The organism is Paenibacillus sp. Marseille-Q7038 (assembly GCF_965111595.1).
This window is the reverse complement of the sequence record NZ_CBCOOM010000001.1, coordinates 1,072,823-1,091,833: the sequence shown is the minus strand read 5'-3', so window position 1 is coordinate 1,091,833 and position 19,011 is coordinate 1,072,823. Positions and strand designations below refer to the sequence as shown.

The 19,011-nt window shown below is 41.5% G+C and carries 12 protein-coding genes; 2 read left to right on the top strand and 10 right to left on the bottom strand.

Annotated features, from left to right (window positions below; translation table 11 throughout):
* Nucleotides 1-389 precede the first annotated feature (389 nt).
* Nucleotides 390-1,427 (top strand): LacI family DNA-binding transcriptional regulator, encoded by a 1,038-nt coding sequence (locus ACWPWY_RS05315; protein ID WP_454190707.1) that lies wholly within the window; start codon nt 390-392, stop codon nt 1,425-1,427.
* Between the two features lie 87 nt (nt 1,428-1,514).
* Nucleotides 1,515-2,869, top strand: a protein-coding gene (locus tag ACWPWY_RS05310; protein ID WP_454190505.1) for an IS3 family transposase whose coding sequence is annotated in 2 segments (ribosomal slippage) — nt 1,515-1,968 and nt 1,968-2,869 — 1,356 coding nt in all. Because the reading frame shifts where the segments join, the coding sequence is not laid out codon by codon here.
* Between the two features lie 84 nt (nt 2,870-2,953).
* Here the strand turns inward: ACWPWY_RS05310 and ACWPWY_RS05305 are convergent.
* The 10 genes from ACWPWY_RS05305 to ACWPWY_RS05260 form a co-directional block, all read right to left on the bottom strand.
* Nucleotides 2,954-4,576 (bottom strand): glycoside hydrolase family 9 protein, encoded by a 1,623-nt coding sequence (locus tag ACWPWY_RS05305; protein ID WP_454190706.1) that lies wholly within the window; start codon nt 4,574-4,576, stop codon nt 2,954-2,956.
* Between the two features lie 84 nt (nt 4,577-4,660).
* A complete protein-coding gene (locus ACWPWY_RS05300; RefSeq protein WP_454190705.1) occupies nt 4,661-7,231 on the bottom strand; it encodes a beta-mannosidase in 2,571 nt (856 codons plus the stop codon).
* 235 nt (nt 7,232-7,466) lie between these two features.
* Complete coding sequence (locus ACWPWY_RS05295) at nt 7,467-8,468, bottom strand: carbohydrate ABC transporter permease (RefSeq protein ID WP_454190704.1); 1,002 nt, start codon at nt 8,466-8,468, stop codon at nt 7,467-7,469.
* A 36-nt stretch (nt 8,469-8,504) separates the two neighbouring features.
* Complete coding sequence (locus tag ACWPWY_RS05290; RefSeq protein ID WP_454190703.1) at nt 8,505-9,404, bottom strand: carbohydrate ABC transporter permease; 900 nt, start codon at nt 9,402-9,404, stop codon at nt 8,505-8,507.
* On the bottom strand, nt 9,401-11,968 hold the full coding sequence (locus ACWPWY_RS05285) for a DUF5696 domain-containing protein (protein WP_454192807.1): 2,568 nt from the start codon (nt 11,966-11,968) through the stop codon (nt 9,401-9,403). The genes ACWPWY_RS05290 and ACWPWY_RS05285 overlap by 4 nt, the downstream gene beginning before the upstream one ends.
* A 22-nt stretch (nt 11,969-11,990) precedes the next feature.
* On the bottom strand, nt 11,991-12,611 hold the full coding sequence (locus tag ACWPWY_RS05280; protein WP_454190702.1) for a Yip1 family protein: 621 nt from the start codon (nt 12,609-12,611) through the stop codon (nt 11,991-11,993).
* On the bottom strand, nt 12,592-14,079 hold the full coding sequence (locus ACWPWY_RS05275) for a gluconolactonase (protein ID WP_454190701.1): 1,488 nt from the start codon (nt 14,077-14,079) through the stop codon (nt 12,592-12,594). The genes ACWPWY_RS05280 and ACWPWY_RS05275 overlap by 20 nt, the downstream gene beginning before the upstream one ends.
* Before the next feature lie 15 nt (nt 14,080-14,094).
* Nucleotides 14,095-14,964, bottom strand: a complete 870-nt coding sequence (locus ACWPWY_RS05270; RefSeq protein ID WP_191798559.1) for a carbohydrate ABC transporter permease — start codon at nt 14,962-14,964, stop codon at nt 14,095-14,097.
* Between the two features lie 4 nt (nt 14,965-14,968).
* The gene (locus tag ACWPWY_RS05265) at nt 14,969-15,937 is read right to left on the bottom strand and encodes a carbohydrate ABC transporter permease (protein ID WP_454190700.1); all 969 of its coding nucleotides are present in this window, start codon (nt 15,935-15,937) and stop codon (nt 14,969-14,971) included.
* A gap of 16 nt (nt 15,938-15,953) precedes the next feature.
* A complete protein-coding gene (locus tag ACWPWY_RS05260; RefSeq protein WP_454190699.1) occupies nt 15,954-18,914 on the bottom strand; it encodes an extracellular solute-binding protein in 2,961 nt (986 codons plus the stop codon).
* Between the last annotated feature and the right edge of the window lie 97 nt (nt 18,915-19,011).

Below are 19,011 nucleotides of genomic sequence, written 5' to 3'. Positions count from 1 at the left end.
CATTTACAATTTACCAAATACGGAATTATACGTCAACATGTTTGTAAAAATTTTATTTGTGCATTTGACAACAAATTTCAGTCATAATCGCTCTGATTTGTTTTATTTATTTACAAAAATATCAGTATTTCAGGTATTTTCACATTTCTGCATTGAATTTTAAGATTATATCAATAGATTCAACTTTACAGATACACAGTACAAGAAATCAAAAATATGAATATCATTATACATTTCGATTATTTTTGTAAACTCGATTGTGCATTTGTAAACATTATGTTGCTATTTCAAACAAACTATTATACATTTATTAGAGTTCAGAACATGACAAAAAGTACGCCGCTTATAGTAACGATTAAGAACATGAATATAGAGGTGAATTTACATACATGACTAGGGAAAAAGTAACCATACAAGATATCGCTGATGCTCTGGGGATCTCCAGAAACACAGCTTCTAAAGCCTTGAACGGTTCCAGCAATATACCTGATGAAACCAGAAACAAAGTAATAAAAAAAGCGATAGAGCTAAAATACAAACAGTTCGCTTTTATGGAGATAGAAAGCATTTTATCTAAAAACTCCGGTAACATCGCTTTATTAACAGAAAACTTACCTAATACGTCCCACTTTGGGTCAGCACTGATCAGCGGTCTTGAAAAGCGAATTAGCGCAGAGGGATATAACTTATCGATTCATATTGTAAGAGACATTGATCAAAAATCCTTGTCTCTTCCCAATAATTTTGATGTCTCCAATGTCGACGGAATTATTTGTATTGAGTTATTCAATCTGGAATATAGCAAGCTGATTACAAGTCTTGATATACCGACGATTTTCATCGACTGCTCTGCACATATCTGTTACTCTGAATTTCAAGCAGATATACTACTAATGGAGAATGAACATAGCACTTATCAACTCACCAAAAAGTTAATAGATGGCGGTTACAAAACATTGGGCTTTATCGGAGATTATAACCACTGTAGAAGTTTTAATGAGCGGTGGATTGGATTTAATCGTGCCCTGACGGAATCAGGTGTTCAGCTTGATCTTTCACAGTGCATTCTTGATGAAGATCGCTTATTCTTCTCAAGCCCAGAGTGGGCAGATGATAGACTGAAGCAAATCAAAGAATTTCCTTCTGCTTTTGTCTGTGCTAACGATCACATCGCCGTCACCTTTATGAAGTCAATCAAAAATACACGATCTGTTCCTGATGACATCGTTATTTGCGGTTTTGATAATGCTCTAGAATCAAGAATTGTGGAGCCTCAACTGACTACCGTTCATATCTATAGGAATGAAATGGGTGTTAAGGCAGCAGAAATGCTTCTGTCCCGAATTAAAAATCCTACACAACCTCATCAGGTATCCCATATTTATACCAAACCGATCATAAGAGAATCCACACCCAATATTAGCTGATTTATTCGCTAGAAACACTAAAACCACCCTATTTGAACTGCACCCCAAATGTTAGACATCAACTAACATTGGAGGTGCAGTTTTTATATGGCTAAGTTTAGTTCAGATGAAAAATTACAAGCAGTTATGCGCTATCAAAATGGATCGGAAGGTATAAAATCGATTGCGAGATCTATAGGGATCCATCATTCCGTTTTATTAAATTGGATTAAACAATATGAGCACCATGGTGAAGAGGTTTTTAAAAAGCGCTATACACCGTATTCCTTACAGGATAAACTAGACGTACTTAATTATATGAACGAATTCGGGACGTCTGCTAGAGAAACGGCAGCAATATTTAATATTGCGAGTCATAGTACCATTTTAAGCTGGCAAGAGAGCTTAGAATTACATGGAATAGACGCCCTAAGACCAAAGAAAAAGGGGCGTACACCCGTGAAAAAAGAATCGATCAAACAAAAGAATCAACCGTTAGTAGAAGGGTCTGTAGAGGCCTTACAGGCAGAAGTGGAACGTTTACGAATGGAAAATGAGTATTTAAAAAAGTTAAATGCCTTAGTTCAAAACAAGAAAAAATCACCAAGGAAGACAAAGTAAAGGTCATCTATGAATTAAGGCATAAATACTCGGTGAAGGCGCTTGTGGCATTCGCTGCTATTCCACGAAGCACGTATTACGATGTAGTGAAGAAGCTAGATCGTCCAGATCCAGATGCTGATTTAAAGGCTGAAATCAAAGCGATTTACGAGGAACATGAAGGTCGATATGGCTATCGTCGCATTCGAGATGAACTAGCCAATCGTGGGCAAAAAGTGAATCATAAGAAAGTGCAACGTATCATGAAAGAATTAGGGTTAAAAAGCGTAGTTCGCATGAAAAAATATAAGTCGTACAAAGGAACAGTGGGCAAAATTGCACCAAATATTCTAAACCGTAACTTTACGGCAGAAGCTCCGAACGAAAAGTGGGTTACAGATATTACAGAATTTAAATTATTTGGTGAGAAGCTTTATTTATCACCTGTATTAGACTTGTTTAACGGTGAAATCATTTCCTACACAATTGGCTCTAGACCAACGTATTCACTCGTTTCTGAGATGCTAGAAAAAGCATTAGAATGTTTACCAGAGGATCACAAGTTAATGATGCATTCAGATCAAGGCTGGCATTATCAAATGAAATCATATCGCGAAGTTCTTCGAAAGAGAGGGATCACACAAAGTATGTCGCGTAAAGGTAACTGCTATGATAACTCAGTAATGGAGAATTTCTTTGGGATTATAAAGTCGGAACTCCTTTACTTAAAGGAATTTGAGAGTGTAGAACATTTTAAATTAGAACTAGAAAAATATATGAACTACTACAACACAAAACGATTGAAGGCAAAATTAAAAACGAGTCCGGTACAGTACCGAACTCGTTTTACCCAAGCTGCCTAATGAAATAACCGTGTCTAACATTTAGGGATCACTTCAGTTCTCCAGAAGAGTAGGGTGGTTTTAGCATTATAATATTGCTTATTTTTATTGATTATAGTGGGAAACGACAAATACAGCAGGCGAATTCCAATAGATCGTAATCTCATTTCCTGCATAACTATCTTCATGATCAATGTAACTTGCTGCAGCCGGTTTCCCTTTTAAAGTACGGGCCATAATTTCATCATTCAGATTTCGATTCGGTCCTCCTGCTACCATTCCTGGAACCGGCGCATCCACATGATCACCTACCGATGGACGATGATGTGGGTTCATCACGGAATGTGGGCCAAAACCTGTAACATACGATAAGTGAAGTGTATTTTGCCCTAACAAATAATGCAAATGTTGAGCAGCTGCTTTTTCATACTCCGGTTTAGAAGACCACTCCCTTGCGATTAACAGTAACATCGCTCGGTTCATAACAACCATATTGCTGCCCCACATATAATCATTTTCTTCAAGTGAGATACCGTATCCATCTTTTTCACAAATACTTAAAAGACGTTCGGCCTCCGAAATCAGTTCTTGCTGTAGTGAGACATAAAGAGCCTGATTCTCCTCTGTTTTCCCTTTACGTAAGTAACTAATTGTACCGTAACCCCCCACATCTGCCCAGCCTAGCTCACATTTAGGAAAAGTCTCGGTACTGTATTCCTGAAAAGCGGAATGGTATTCTTCTTGATTGGTTGTATGATAAAGTTCGGCAGCAGCCCAGTATTTTTCGTCAAATAGGCAATCATCGCCATACTCACCGGTTGTAATATCTACTGGATTTTTAAAACCTCCTGCTTCTGGGTGCTTCATCAGCCACTCCCATGCATACTCAGCAGAACGTAGACATTGATCTGCATACGAAGAATCATGTGCACGGTAAATACGGGATGCGTATGCCATGATTGCTGCATAACTTGCTGTCGCAGCAGCTGATATGGGTGAAAAGACTAATTCATCCAGGTCATCTTCAGGCATTACAGATAAGCCAGGGAAGTGCCTGGTTGTTAGTTTGTGATACACTCCCCCACTTCTTTTGTCTTGCATTTTGAATAAAAAATCAAGCTCCACCTTACATTCATGTAGCACATCCGGCATGACTTGATCCGATTCCGGGAGAGGAATAGACGTAACGAAAGCCTTCGGGTACATTTCATAGGCTAACAGTAAATCAGCCACCGCTTTAGCCCCAGCAACAACATATTTTCCATAATCTCCTGCATCATGCCATCCTCCATTCCCGTCAAGATATACCCCTCCTTCCCCATGAACGGCCCCTAACTTTGTATGACAAGATTCATGTCCCCATTCCCCTGCATACTTCTCATCTAGTGTTTCTCCACACCGCAAATAGTAAAACGCTTTCATTAATCCGTTATGTAATTCACCATAAGGTCTTTCTTCCACGACAAAAGGAGTAGAGCGATTTCCTTCATCATCCACTACAACATAAGTACCTGGCTTATCCAGTTCGGTAAAATCAGCTTTTCTCACTTTTCTCCCTGAAGATCGATCGAAAGTAGGCTGAGAGGTTTTTCCGCGGTACACTATTCTTTTCGTTCCTTCTTCTTCAATATAAAATTCAGATGATTTCTCATTGAAAACAGCCGTTTTCTGCCCATTTAGCGAAAACCCAATCTGATTCATCGCTATTGCACATTTCATCTCGTTCATTATATTTTCTCCCTTCGGAAAATCAGTTATAACCATTCCCGGCTGTAAATATCACAGCCGGGAATGGTTCAACCACTACTATAATTACTGATTCTGTACTTGTGTTTCCTTAATAAAATCAGCCATGGAACGTACCTTCAGTTCTCCTGGATTTACAGGTTCAAATGCTTGCTCCCCGCCCTTACGGGCATGGAACGAAATTTCTTTTGTCTCGCCAGGAATGAGGTCAAAGAAATTATCGCTGAAGATCCCTTCTTCATTACTATCAAGCCACACTTGTTTTGCTAAAACAGAGGTTTTCAAGTGGAATTTGGTTCCTTCGGAACCCTCTACTTCTGTAATTTCGATTTGCGGTTCTGTTAATTTCAGATCCTTAAAAGGCACAAAGTAATGTTTCTGACTATCGATCAACTCGCCTTTACGAACAAGTTCTATAATCAAGACCGTACTTTGCTGGTCTTTTCCATTCAAAAGTTGTTCTCGATCTAAAGAAAGAACCAGTCCCGTTGTATTTCCCGCTATACTCACCATATGTGTCTGAGTTTCATGCAGTGTACCGTCAAAATCAGCAACACGAATACTGATATTTCCTTCCAGCGGCTGAAGTACATCGGATAGCAGGTAGATATCCACTTTTCCCGGCTTGGTATCATCAATAGAAATCATTTCATCAGCAAAGCTGCGTTTTGCGTAGTAATGCAGCGCTTTCCAGTTACCGTAGTAATCCATACCTGCCCAGGAAGCTACCGGCCAAGTGTCATTCATCTGCCAATACAATGTACCCATCACAAAAGGACGATTTCTGCGGTGTGCTTCAATTGCCATTTTCATAGCATCTGCCTGCAGGACTTGACTCATATACAAAAAGGAAGGAAAATCCTTTGGCTCTGTCATATACATATCCATATATTTTTTAATCAAACGGTTCCCATCGCCATTCTTCTGGTGAGCCATCATCACTTCTGAAGTCAGTTCTAGATCCGAAGGTTCTGCATATTTTAGTACCGATTTATGCTCAGGGAAGGATTGGAAGCCATATTCACTCATAAATCTTCCAAGATGAAGGTTGTAATTCTCAAAAGGCTCTGCGTTATGCCACACACCCCAATAATGTACATCTCCTGTTACTGAACTCGTTGTTGCATGTTGATTAATGTCATTTGAAATCGATACAATTGGAGATGATGGCCAGTAGTCCGCACCCGGTACAAGCTCCTCGATAACTTCAGGAAGCAGGTTATGAAAAATAGCTTCATAGTCTGCCCAGATTTTATCGCGTTGTTCTAGTGTAAATTCTTTCTTCCAACCCCAGCCGCCATTTTCGTTAAAATGCGCCCAAGCTGAGTCCATCTCATTATTACCACACCAAAGAGCAATACTCGGGTGATTCCGCAGGCGTTTAATATTATCTTTCGCTTCATGTCGAACATTGTCTAGGAATGCCTTATCTCCTGGATACATACTGCATGCAAACATGAAGTCCTGCCACACCAAAATTCCATAATCATCGCACAGATCATAAAAAACATCTTGTTCGTATATCCCTCCGCCCCAAACGCGGAGCATATTCATGTTCGCCAGAGCAGCTGACTCAATCTCATGACGATATCTTTCGTAAGTTACCTCTGTTACAAAGCTGTCATTTGGAATATGGTTGGCCCCTTTAGCAAATACAGGAACCCCATTTAGTTCAAAGTAGAACGATGTACCATATTCATCTGCTTCTTGTACAAGGCGGATATTGCGAATCCCTGTTTTAATATAGCGCTCTGCTTTTGTATGGCTTCCTTTAGCATCTAATATTTCAACTTTAAAAGTATACATGTGAGGATCACCGAGACCTCGAGACCACCACAGCTTCGGCGACTCAAGTTCAAAGTCGACATTCACTTTCGATTCCCCGGCAGGGAAATCAACTTCTTTTGTCCATTCTCCGCCATCCGTTTCGATATGAACTACTCTCGGACCTGCCTGATCAACATTAACTTCTAACACTGCTGTAAGTGCTGCGGTACTTTTGTTCACCTTATTCTGATGAATATAGACATCCGCGATGAAATCTTCAGACCAAGCTCTTAACTCTATGTCGCGCCATATCCCACTCGTTACGAATCTTGGACCCCAGTCCCAACCATAATGATAAGGTGCTTTTCTTGCGAAAATACTCACTCTCTTCTTGCCTAATTCACCTACTTCAGATTGATCATTCGCTGCTGGCAGCTGATATCCGAGTGCTTCTAGTTTCGGTAAATCTTCTTGAATAGGTGAACGAAATATAATACGAAGTTCATTGTTAATCGCTTTCAAATTCGATTTCACATTCACTTCCCATACACGAAACATATTGTCAGCAGATAGGATATGTACACCGTTTAAATAGACATCCGCATATGTATCTAGTCCATGAAATATGAGATCTACATGTTCCTTAGTTAGGATTTCATCTGTAACTTGAAACGTAGTTTTGTATTCCCAATCTTTCTTATCAACCCACTGAACGAGCTTTTCATTAGTTCCATAAAAAGGATCTTGAATCAGTTCATTTTTAAGCAAGTCTGTATGAACAAAACCGGGAACTTCTGCGTTCTTCCACTCCTGCTCATCACATGCCTTAAAAGTCCAAGCTTTGTTTAAGACTACCTTTGTTTCCTGCATGATTTGAAATCCTCCAATTGTGTTAAATTTCCTTGAAGCGTTTCATGTGAAGCTTAACCAAAGAAGATTTGAAAATTGGACCCTGTAAAGATCCAACTTTCTTCGCTTCTTTGACACAGATGATATCATCCTCTGCTCATTGTCTCATGTTATCGAAAACGTTTCAATTATTTTGTTATCCTAATTTTAGGTTTTTGAATAACATTCGAAAAAACTGTGTTTTGTTTTCTGATCATTAACCTACTACTCCCGTTCTCTCCACACTTTCGACGAAATATCGTTGTACAAATAGATACAATAAAATGAGAGGTGCAATCGCTAGCAGTATTCCCGTATCAACGAGCATCGCTACATGGTTCGGGTCTGCTTTAATGTCCGTTCCAGACAACCCGAGTAACTGCGGAATAATCAGGTTAATCTGCGAAGGAAGTGATGAAACTTTTAATGACATCAAATTCGTCTCGCTCATAAACAGCGATGGGTAAAAGGTGTCATTGTACGTCCACACAAAAGAGAACAGCATAACAGTGATCATCGGTGGAACCGCATTAGGAAGCATAATTCGTATGAATGTCTTTATCCCTCCTGCACCATCAATCAGAGCGGCTTCTTCGATTTCTTTCGGCATGCCTTTGAAAAACTGACGGAAAATATAGATGAAAAGTCCTGCTTTCAATCCGGTCGCCGTACCTGCTGTAATCATCGATGGCCAGTAGGTGTTAAGTAGATTAACTCCTTCTTTTCCAGTGAAAAGGGAGATCATACCCAGAATATCAAAACTTCGAAAGTGTAAATACATCGGCACCATGAGTGTACTAGAAGGTACAAGAATGGTGAGAATCACCATTCCGAATAAGATTTTGCTTCCCGGAAATTCAAATCTAGCAAACCCGTATCCTGCAAGAGCCGTAGATGCCGTTGTAAGAATCATCATCACAAAGACATATAAGAGCGTATTACCAAGCAATGGGAAGTAGTTCAACACCTCGGACGCAAGTTTGATATTATCCAGTGTAAAATGGACAGGAATCATGTAGATGGTGGGATTATAAATATCTGCCTTATCTTTAAAGGCTGTCGAGATTTTCATAAGAATCGGGTACAAGATGACAAATGATATACCAATGATGAGCACATAGCGAAAAATAGACCACAGGGCATCGAGCAATTTATTTTTCGTTCGTTGCATCTTAAATACAACAGCATCACTTCTACCCTGTTTTGTTGCCGTTTCCATGAGCCTCCACCTCCTCATTCGTTATCTAACGTGAACTCAGTTATAATGGACTTTTTTCGAAATTAGGAACCCGATGATGAGAAGCAGTATGCCTACGACAATCGTATAAAGCCAGGACATAGAAGCACTCAGCCCAAAGTTTTGTGTTTGGAATGCCGTCGTATAGATCGTTTGCGTGATCGGACTTGTTGTAAACGAATCGATCACCGTATAGATGACATTTGTTAAAATCAATGGGCTTACCATTGGAAACGTGATCTTCCAAAAAGACTCATACCCTGTTGCGCCCTCCATTTTGGCTACTTCATACATCGTAGTAGGTACAGATTGGAGTGCGGCAAGAAAAATAAGGATCTGTACGCCTGAGCTGCGGATGATATCATATATGCGCATAACGGCATCGACGATATAATCGGTCATCACCAGCGGCATACCTGCTTCTGCGAGCAAATTCACCATTGCCATGGTATTAAACTGAGAAGACGATAGTCCTGCTTCCTCAGCAGCCGTAGCGTTTCCAATCAGATTAATCAGGCCTGCTGCTTCAGCGGAAGCAACGGCTCCTGATGCTAGAATAACAGGCAAAAAGAAAATGGCTCTTGCAAGAGAACGTCCTCTGAACTTCTGATTCAGCAGCACAGCAGAGAAGAGGCTGAAGAATAAAATCAGCGGTACATTTACAATCATTTGTAACACGGATTCAGTTAAGATCCGATTATAATTCGCATCAATAAACAGTGCTTCTCGGAAATTATTCCAAGCTGTGAATTTCAGTTCGTATCCTCCGGGAACGACACTTAGATCACTCATGCTGAATCGAATGGATTGTATCATCGGCATTAAGAACAGAAAGATAAATCCGATCAGCCAAGGCGATATGAAAAGTAACCCGAGTAGGGATCTTTTCCTGGTTAGTGTGAGTCCCATCCCTTTCATGATTCATCACCGCCTACAAAATAATGCTGCGCTGGGATAGAAACCTTACCTATGACAACAGGCTTATCGTTATAATTAATCCATAAGTTAGTTCCATTACTGTACTGCATTTCAATCACTCCCGGCTGATGAACTACACGTTCATCCATATGAACGGTACGAAGAGGAGCTAGAATTTCGTTTACTTCCTGATACATCTTCGTCGCTTCATCCATCCATGCCTCATAATGAGTTGAGTACATCCTGTCGTGACGAGTAAATTTGAGTTCTGAAGCAGGTTCTGCGCTCCATAGAAAATGAGGTGCTCTTCCCTGTTCCAAACTTTGCAAGAGCTGTGACTTAACATCCGTATCTGCCGCTAGATTCATAGGTTCACCAGCATAATCTTTATAACCATGAATCACCATTTGATAAAAAGGTACGGTTTCGTCAGTAAGTTGAAAATTACTTGAACCAGAAGGCGTATTAATAATATGTTTGGCTGAGCCAAGGGTGTATACATTTCCTCCAGATACCATCAGATTCGGATATTTTTCCGCCAGGAGTGCTGTTTGTTCTTCGGATATTTGTCTTGCTGTTTCTTTAAAAATAATGCGTTTATTTCGATAATCTGAATGCAGCGTATCTCCTAGATCGCGAAGGGAAAGTCCTTCGATCCCTCTACTTTCGTATTTCTCCATAAACTTAGAAATAACATCTGGCACCTTGGATGGAGACAATAGATAATAACTATCCAGTCTAGTTGACATCCGATTCAGTGCTCTATCATAAGGAGATAACAACGCTTCTTCTTTTGTAATAAAACGGGAAGCGTCCCTTGATGTACTGAATCCATTTCCCTTTTGATAGACATGTAAGAAAGCAACATCGGGATAAAGACCGCCGCCATTTTTTTGAAGCAAGTCATGAAGTGCCTTCAACTCTTTCGTACTCCCTAGCCCCGCAGAACGAAGCTGAGCAGGAACCTTATGCTCAATCCCTTCGCCAAACCATCCAAGATAACGCATTTGTATACTTGAGATACCTTCCTTCTGAAGCGCTTCTGTTATTTGCGCCGCTTCTTCAAAAGTGGTCATAGATGCAGTTGCGTTGTAAGGTACACCCAGGAATGACTCTCTTTTATCGACAGCACCTAGCACATCAACATAGAAAGGAAGATCTCCCTCTTCTGTTGTCTGCGTCAATTTCCCTTCCTTAACCAGCATTTCCTGATATGTTTTTGCCATGCCAGAATAGTTCGCTTCATCGCCGGATAAGAAGGCGTATTTCACCTGTACATCGCCTGTATATTTATCATCGGATAGGAGCTGAATCTCTTGAATTTTGCTGCCTGTATAAAGTTCAAGCTCATCTTCACCTCTGACGATAAATCGGCTGTACACATGATTGTAGGAATTTTGTTTTCCACTGATATCAGCAGCAACACTAGCATTCCCATCGCCTTTTTCGATGACTGCAAAAAATGCGCGATCACCGCTTACCAGACCATAAACGGGCATACGTGCTTTTTCAGCGACCTGACCTCTTGACCGACTGTTATCATTTGCATCTGCACCATAAAGCGGCTGTACGTACTGCTCTTCCTTGGTCTTGCCGTTATCTAAATAGATCAGGCTTCCCGTACCATCTGGAACGAGCATATAACCTTTTTCGCCTGCTTTAGCTGCGCCAAAATAAGCAAGTAAATCAATACTTTGAATGCGTTGTCCTTCACTTTCCTCCAACTGACTTAGCGGAATGGTTGCCGTAAGTGTCTCGCCTTCAAGGCGATATTCAAGCGGAATTTTAAATTTCGCCTTTCCTTGACCACCGGACGCAGCCATTCCATTCTCTTCGTTATCCACAGCAAGATCTTCCGTTGTATATCCTGCTTCTTCAAAAGCAGCTGTCATTTTTCGGAGTACAAGTGGACGACTAACTTGAGTATCAGCCCGCTCTAGTATTTCCGGGTTTGCTTCCGACACCAGGTATCTGGTCTCCACGTATTTCGCAGTTGCTGGACTTAGTTGATCAAGCACTTTCTCTTGCAGACGCTGTTTGCTAATCAATTTTGGCAGAGCATCAATGCCAAGTTCCGTATCTCCGATCGTATATTCAATACGGACCCCGTCCTGAATGCTGAACAATTCGAACTGCTCTTTTTCGATACTGAGTTTATGATTTGTATACGTATCCAGCACTCCAAGTGTGTTACGGAACGATATAGACAACTGCGATGACATGACATCTTTTTCAAAAGCCGCCGCGATTGAATCTTCCGCACGTTCTTCAGGATTGGAGTACCATATATCCCCTGATTTTGCGTCTTGAACTGCAATTACTGTAGTCTTCGGATCAATATAAAGACTCAAGGCATCATTCGCGGCAGCCAGCGTCATCCCTGGAATCCCTGCACTCTGATCACTCATCGCCCGAAATGGTTCATGTTCTCCCTTTTCTGAAGTCACCGACTGAATATAACTTTGGGGTTCAATACTGGTAATACGCCCGCTTCCGAGCAGAAAAAATACAGAACTCGCAAGCAAAAGGACGCAAGCCAGTATGATATAAGTACTTTTTTTCATGTTCACTAGACTTACGCCTCCTTTATATTCGGAATACCAGTTCCCGGTAGATATTAACTACAAATTCAATCATTTGCTGAATGAGACTAAAGACCAGTGTACCTAGAAAAACCATAATTCCCATCGTCACTACGGTTAGCAGCATGGTAAGGATCGTCTTCGCTGGGGTATACTGATGAACTGTCATTGTCCCTACAAAGAGCAGATATAAGAACCAGATGATTGCAAAGGTATTAAACAGATAATAAAAAGAGCTTTCTTCTACGGTTAAAAATCGGCTAATGAGGGTCATCGGTAAATAGATCAAAATGATAGGCACAAGAGAGTAAGCAGTGGCCATCACGATTTCTCGAAATTTCCCCTCTCCCTCCATAAGAGTCGTAATCGACCAACCTGCTATGCACCATAGAAAGAAAGGAAGAATTACATATTGAAGTTCAGCTAAACTATTCAGCGTTCTTGGATCATTATAGTTAACTAGAAAACCGGCGAATTGCCGCTGAAGGACAAATGTAAGAAAAAGAACGAATACAATAATAAGAGCAACTTTCACTTTTCCTTTTCCTTCATATTTCAAATCCCAGAAACCGTCGAATGGATGTACGATCAGATGCATTGGGAACTTAAAAAAGTCCTGCTTCATTTCGCTCTCCCCTCCTTCTGCTCCGTGATCGAACTGCCCGTAAAGCAATAATCAGTACAACTCCGCCGGAAGCTACCGTCAAAAAGGTCCCAAAATGTTCCTGTAGCACTTCTTTCCGATGGCGTTTAAAGGCAACCGAGTAATTTTTACGGTCCATTCCAAGCTTAAAATACTCCATTGCTGCTTTATTCTGCTTATCGTACAAAAGTGATTTTCCAATTCCGATATAAGCGATATCGTAGTTTGCATTCAGACGCAGAACCTCTCGCCATTTCTCTACTGCCTTTTGGTCATCACCGGCATAATGGTGTGCAACAGCTTCTTGAATGGCAGCTCCATATTCCGTCGGTTTGAAAATGGTAATCGTTTCTTTTCCTTGATCCAAAATCAGTTGCTTATTTCCCAGTCGGTCTAATGCTACCGGTGTACGGAACGTACCGACCTGCGTACCGATCCCTCCAAAGATGAATAGAAGATTACCTTCGTCGTTATAGGTGAACACCCGGCCGCGCAGTGCATCAAGTACACTGTACATCCCGTTGCCCCAGTACTTGATATCAACGAGTCTAGAAGGTCCACCCGATGCACCTCTTAGGCGATACTCAAGATCTCCTTTGACATCAAAATAGCCATAACGTTTTAGTACATCTTCACCGGAAGGATTTAATCTTTTTACAGGTTCCGTTGATCCTGGATCTACGTTCGTCGCGTACAAAAATCCTTTGCTGCCGATATCAAGATTCGAGAACTCGGTTGGTATATATAATTGCATCTGTTTCTTTTGTGCATCACTTGCAAGGAGCCTCCATATGTAGTCTGTAAAATCACGCCGAACTTTGTTGGTTCCAGAGTATCCGATGAATTCACCATTATTATCAAATTGCAGCATTCCTTCATATGCCCCTCTTGCGATGACAAAAACCCGTCCGCCAGCGTCTACTGACAACTTAAGTGGGACAAAGGAAAAGGAAGCTCCCAGTAAATCGGACTGAGGATTTTCAATGATATGAACGAGTTCCCCTTCTGGGGACAGAACAACAACTCGTTTATTCTCCGTATCTGCTACATACAAATTCCCATCTTCGCTTACCACTACCCCGCTCGGGGCTAGAAAAGTATCTTCTTTTGAATCATGCTGGAAGGAGGTGATCACTTTTACCACCTTCCAGTCATCCGTCAAAATCACAATTCGGTTATTTCCCGTATCTGCAATGTAAATCTCCCCCTCATTTGACACAAAGAGATCTTGAGGGGTAGAAAAACTGCCGATGCCGAGATCTTGCCCTGATATACTTTTCTCCGGCAAATATGCATCTGGAGCAGGTACCGCTTCCTCATAATAATCGTAGGTGTAACTCTCATAAGGAGCCATTGCCAGTACTGCGGTGCCATGGGAAGCAAGTGTCATGGAACAAACAGCAACACCCAGAATCGTGCGGCTGAGAAGACGTCTATATGCTTGCTTCATTGGTATCCACCCTCCTCATTCCTTCATTCCGGATGTGGCCATTGTTTCAATAATCCGGCTTTGTGAGAAGACAAAAATCGTAATCGGTACACTCATCATCATCAATGCAACCGCAGCTCCAACCCCAGCTCTTGCGATCCCGCCTTGTACGATATTGGTGGTTGCCGAAGTCAGCGTCTTGAGCTGCTCACTATAAATAAAGCCATTGCCATCCGTTCCCCATAAGATTTGAAATAGTAAAATAATTAAAGTCAGCCAAGCCGGCTTTACGTTAGGCATAACAATCGTCCAGAAAATCCGATATTCTGTTGCCCCATCGATTTTCGCTGCTTCGATGAGCGCATCAGGAATCTGCTCCATGAACTGCTTCATGAGGTACAGCCCCAGCGGGTATGAGAAAGCGGGAATAATAACCGCCCAGTAAGTATCAACCCATCCTAACCAGGACATGATCATGTACGTAGGAATTGCAGTAACTGCAGGAGTAAACATCAGTGACAACACAATGAGCTTAAACGTGAGATTACTACCTGGGAAACGATGTTTTGCAAGCGGGTAAGCAGCTGCTGATGCTAATAACACGTGCCCAACAATCCCTACACCCGTGATAAATACCGTATTAAAGATATACCTTGTAAAAGGAACCCATGAGGCACCCAGCAGATTGATTAAGTCTGCAAAGTTATCTAAGGTAGGATTTCTCACGAATAAAGTTGGAGGGAAAATAAAGATTTCATCCAACGGTTTAAAAGCAGCATTGATCGCATACACCAATGGCAACACCATAAAAGCACCGATCACAGCCAGGAGCAGAAAGAGGAAGAAGCTGCCCCAGAAAGAGCGATTCACTCTTTTATTACGGAACATGCTAAGCGTAAAATTCATCGCTTTACTCACCTACTTTCCTGAGCAATTTTTGAACGATCATGTTAGAACCCACCATTAACATAAATAGAACGGTAGCGATCGCGGATGCAAAACCCATCTCGAATCGAATGGTACCGAAATCCATTAAGTGAGTAACAATCGTTTCTGCGGCATAGTTGACGCTCGGAAAACCTGCCAACTGAATGGATACATCGGCTACTGCAAACGAAGAAGTAATTTGGATAACAGCACCAAACATCAGCTGTGGTTTCATCGAAGGCAGCGTAATATACCAAAGCTCTTGCCAGCGATTTTTTATTCCATCCACCGCACCTGCTTCATACAATGTTTTATCTACCGTTTGCAGTCCAGCAATAAATGCTAAGAAACCGGTCCCAAGGCTTAGCCATAGCTGCACAAGTATGATAATAGGCATGATGTACGCTTCTGTTTTGAGCCACTGAATTGGTTCTAGCAGAATGCCCAGCTTAATGAGCAGACCGTTGATGATCCCGTAACGATCTCCCGAAAAGATCAGGAGCCAAATGAAAAATACGTTACCTGAAATGGAAGGAGCGTAGAAAATCAGGGTCATGAGCGCCCGTAATTTCGGGCTAAGTTCATTAATAATCCATGCAAATATAAAACAAGCTAAGTAACTGACAGGACCTGTAATCGCGCCGAATAAAAATGTATTTTTCAAAGCAATCAGAAAAATATCATCTTCTAGAAACAATCGGGTGTAGTTCTGCCATCCGACAAATTTAGGCATTTCGAGCATATTAAAATAGGTAAAGCTGATTACAATGGATAAAAGAACGGGCAATACGGTAAACATTAAAAATAAAATCATGTAAGGTGCCATCAGGATATACAAATGTTTATTAATTTTGATCTGATGAAGCTTTTGTTGCCGCCGCTCACGGCGCCGAAGCGAACGTTCCTCTGGAGGGACGCCCCCCACTTTATTTTTAAGTTGTAAATCTGACATGACGTCTCACCCTCCTTTACTCCGGCAGACCGAATTCATTACGTTTTACACGAATCTCATCTTGGATATATTGAACATAGTCCATGAGTGCTTCTCTTGGTTCGATCTTGGCATCAACGGATCGATAGAATGCATTAATGAGATGGCGCCCGGTAAAATATCCACCTGGCACTTCCGGTATTCCTCTGACCCATTCCATCTGTTTTTGCAGATTCTCATAATCTTCGACTGGCCAAGGAAGTTTCTCCAGTGCGGCGATATTCGCAGTTGGATATCTGGCTGCTGCACCCATAAGCCCTTCCATTTCTCTTCCGAATTTGACTTGCGTCTCTTCACTAGTCCACCACTTCATATATTCCCAAGCCGCTTGTTTATCTGTTGCATCTTCGAGCATCAGTACCCCGCTTCCACCGCTGGCAACTGTATGATCAGTAGATCCGTCTGCTTGAACGGTACCAGGAATCATCGTGAATCCCCACATTCCTCGAATTTCTGGAGCAAACACAGTCAGCTGGTTATAGGTAGTATAATCTGCGATACCAATCGGCATCTCGCCTGTTCTGAATCGGTTCGCAAAGTCGTATTCCCGTTCCAGTTTGTAGTCCGTATAAAATTCAGTCCACTGTTTAAACGCTTCCATTCCGATTTTTGAGTCTAGATTGGATTCCTTGCTTCCATTTCTGTAGAACTCACCGCCGCCTTGGAATAATAGCATGGAATATACGGAATTCGGCGGAACGTTTTCACCAGGAAATTGTGGCTGCGTTACAAGCGGTAAACCAAAGTCCATATGATTTTTATCAAGTACAGTCAAGAGGCTTCCTACTTCTTCCCAAGTTTGCGGTGTTTGAAGTCCAAGCTCTTCTAGTACGTCTTTTCGGTAAAATAACATATTAAATGTCTGCGTTTCAGGTAAAGCATACACTCCGTTTTCAAAAGTGTAAGGAACCATCGCACTCTCTCTAAACTGCTGCTTTACTTCATTAAAATCATCAAACTGAGACAAATCAGCCGCCGCTTTTCTCATGGCATAATTCACAGGAACATCATTACCCATCTGCATTGCTACATCAGGGCCTTCCCCCGAAAGAGTGGCAGGAAGTAATGAATTCATCGGCACAAGCTTAAGATTGACTTGTATCCCAGATTCCGGCGTAAATGTTTCATCAATCATCGCTTTAATGGTATTGGCCTGATCACGTCCGCTTCCAATCCATACGGTGATCGTTTTATCTGTATTTCCCGTTGCAGCATTACCAATCTGGTCATAATCAATAAAGAAAGAATAGAAGAAGGTTACGATTTCATGCCAAGTGCGCGCAAACCATCCCATCCCTTTTTCCGGAACTTTTTTCCCAGGAGAAGTAACATAGATGGCATCAATTTCGAGTGGTTGTTCCCTTGTTTGCTGCAACCAAGTTCCAAGTCCGCCTGTATTGGTTTTATAAGCAGATAATCTTCTTGGTATCGTATCTGGATCTTCCATCATTTCATCGAGCTGCAGAGCCATCGTTTTGAGCAGGGCATCTTGATCCCCTTCTTCGTCAGATAACTCACGTAAACGTTTTCCTACTGCTTTTAATCGCTCACTTTCCTTTGCAAAAACATCCAAGATATTAGGCACGCGTTCACTAAGTCTGTAATCTCGAACTTCATCTGGAGCTGTACCTGTAATCATCAATATTTTTCGGTACATCGCATTTAGTTCAGTCAGACTTTCTTGTACCTCTCTAATTAGTGATGCAAATTCTCCGAGGCTTACTTCCATTCGAATGACGTTGGTTCCCTTGTTTAAATGATACAAATAGGGAGTTTCATCCCCCATAACTTGCATCGCATAGCTGCTCTTGTAACGGAAGGATACTCTATTCATTTCTTGAAAAGGAATTTCTCCGTTAATCATGATTTTTCGGGTAGAATAGACTCCTCGTGAGAAGTTTTGCTTTGCTTTAAAAGCGAGCTCGTACATGCCTTCCTCAGGCACTTCTACGTTCCATTCAATCCACTGACCGGGGATTCGCCAGTTATATCCCCCTACCGTATTGATTTTAGATACGGACGGGCTATAAGGCTGCACTGCCGGCGAGGAACGATCCATTAACGGATACAGTGTAGGTGAGGATTTAGCTGTCGCTTTTTCAGCTTGAAGTTCAATGAACACATCGTCAGGCGTACGCTGTACCTGATCCTTATACTCTGCAGCATATGTAGTATATTCGGGCGGAAGCTCCTCATGTAAGAGTCTGATTTCACTAATAACCACTGGCTCACGTTGAGATGTTAGCGTTAAAGTGTGTTTTCCTTTGCTAAAATAAAAAGTGAATGGCTCTTCATAATATCCATTGGAATCTTTAAACAAAGTCGTTTGCCATACTGGTTTTTCCTGCTGTTGAGGTCTAAGGTCATTGCCTCGGTTATCCTGCTGAGGCTCATCCTTTACATTGCCCCATACTCTGTCCATCTGAATGAAAGCTGCTTCTTGAAAAGGAAGTTTACCATCGATGAGGACACTTCGTTCTATGGCAGAACTTTTCCCTTCGATTGGATAGTAGCTCGTTTCCAGCTGATACAAACCTGGATCTGCTACTTCAAAAGTCCATGTGACACTGCTTTTTTCTCCAGTTTTTACCGAATTTCCGGTTTTCCCTTCAAAATCAGTAATGATTCCACTGTCTTCCCCAGTTAAATCGCTTACCATATCCGCACCTAATACGATTTCGCTTGTAGGAAGAGGTTTATCTTTGTGCTTTTCTATATATTCACTGTACAGTTCAGTACTAGAGAGTTGATAGCTATTACCTTCGTTCATGGAAGTAGGCGAAGATGACAAATCAACCTTTTCCGATTCTACATTATCCGTGTTTACTGAAGTAGCAAAGGCCAATTGACTGTTGCCTCCGGCAATTACAAGCGATACACAACCCGTAATAATGATACTTTTCATGATCCATAAGCGGACTCTTCTCTGGCCCTTCAATAGTAACTCCCCCCTCTGCTATCTTAGGCAGATGAATCTACGGAAAGGGAGCTTTAATATGCAAACGCTCCCATATTCTCGTAGATCGCTGAACTTT

Bases quoted from the DNA above. Each gene is read 5' to 3' on its own strand.
- ACWPWY_RS05265 (WP_454190700.1), bottom strand. From the start codon at position 15,937: ATGTCAGATTTACAACTTAAAAATAAAGTGGGGGGCGTCCCTCCAGAG.
- ACWPWY_RS05270 (WP_191798559.1), bottom strand. From the start codon at position 14,964: ATGAATTTTACGCTTAGCATGTTCCGTAATAAAAGAGTGAATCGCTCT.
- ACWPWY_RS05280 (WP_454190702.1), bottom strand. From the start codon at position 12,611: ATGAAGCAGGACTTTTTTAAGTTCCCAATGCATCTGATCGTACATCCA.
- ACWPWY_RS05290 (WP_454190703.1), bottom strand. From the start codon at position 9,404: ATGAAAGGGATGGGACTCACACTAACCAGGAAAAGATCCCTACTCGGG.
- ACWPWY_RS05315 (WP_454190707.1), top strand. From the start codon at position 390: ATGACTAGGGAAAAAGTAACCATACAAGATATCGCTGATGCTCTGGGG.
- ACWPWY_RS05275 (WP_454190701.1), bottom strand. From the start codon at position 14,079: ATGAAGCAAGCATATAGACGTCTTCTCAGCCGCACGATTCTGGGTGTT.
- ACWPWY_RS05295 (WP_454190704.1), bottom strand. From the start codon at position 8,468: ATGGAAACGGCAACAAAACAGGGTAGAAGTGATGCTGTTGTATTTAAG.
- ACWPWY_RS05305 (WP_454190706.1), bottom strand. From the start codon at position 4,576: ATGAACGAGATGAAATGTGCAATAGCGATGAATCAGATTGGGTTTTCG.
- ACWPWY_RS05285 (WP_454192807.1), bottom strand. From the start codon at position 11,968: ATGAAAAAAAGTACTTATATCATACTGGCTTGCGTCCTTTTGCTTGCG.
- ACWPWY_RS05300 (WP_454190705.1), bottom strand. From the start codon at position 7,231: ATGCAGGAAACAAAGGTAGTCTTAAACAAAGCTTGGACTTTTAAGGCA.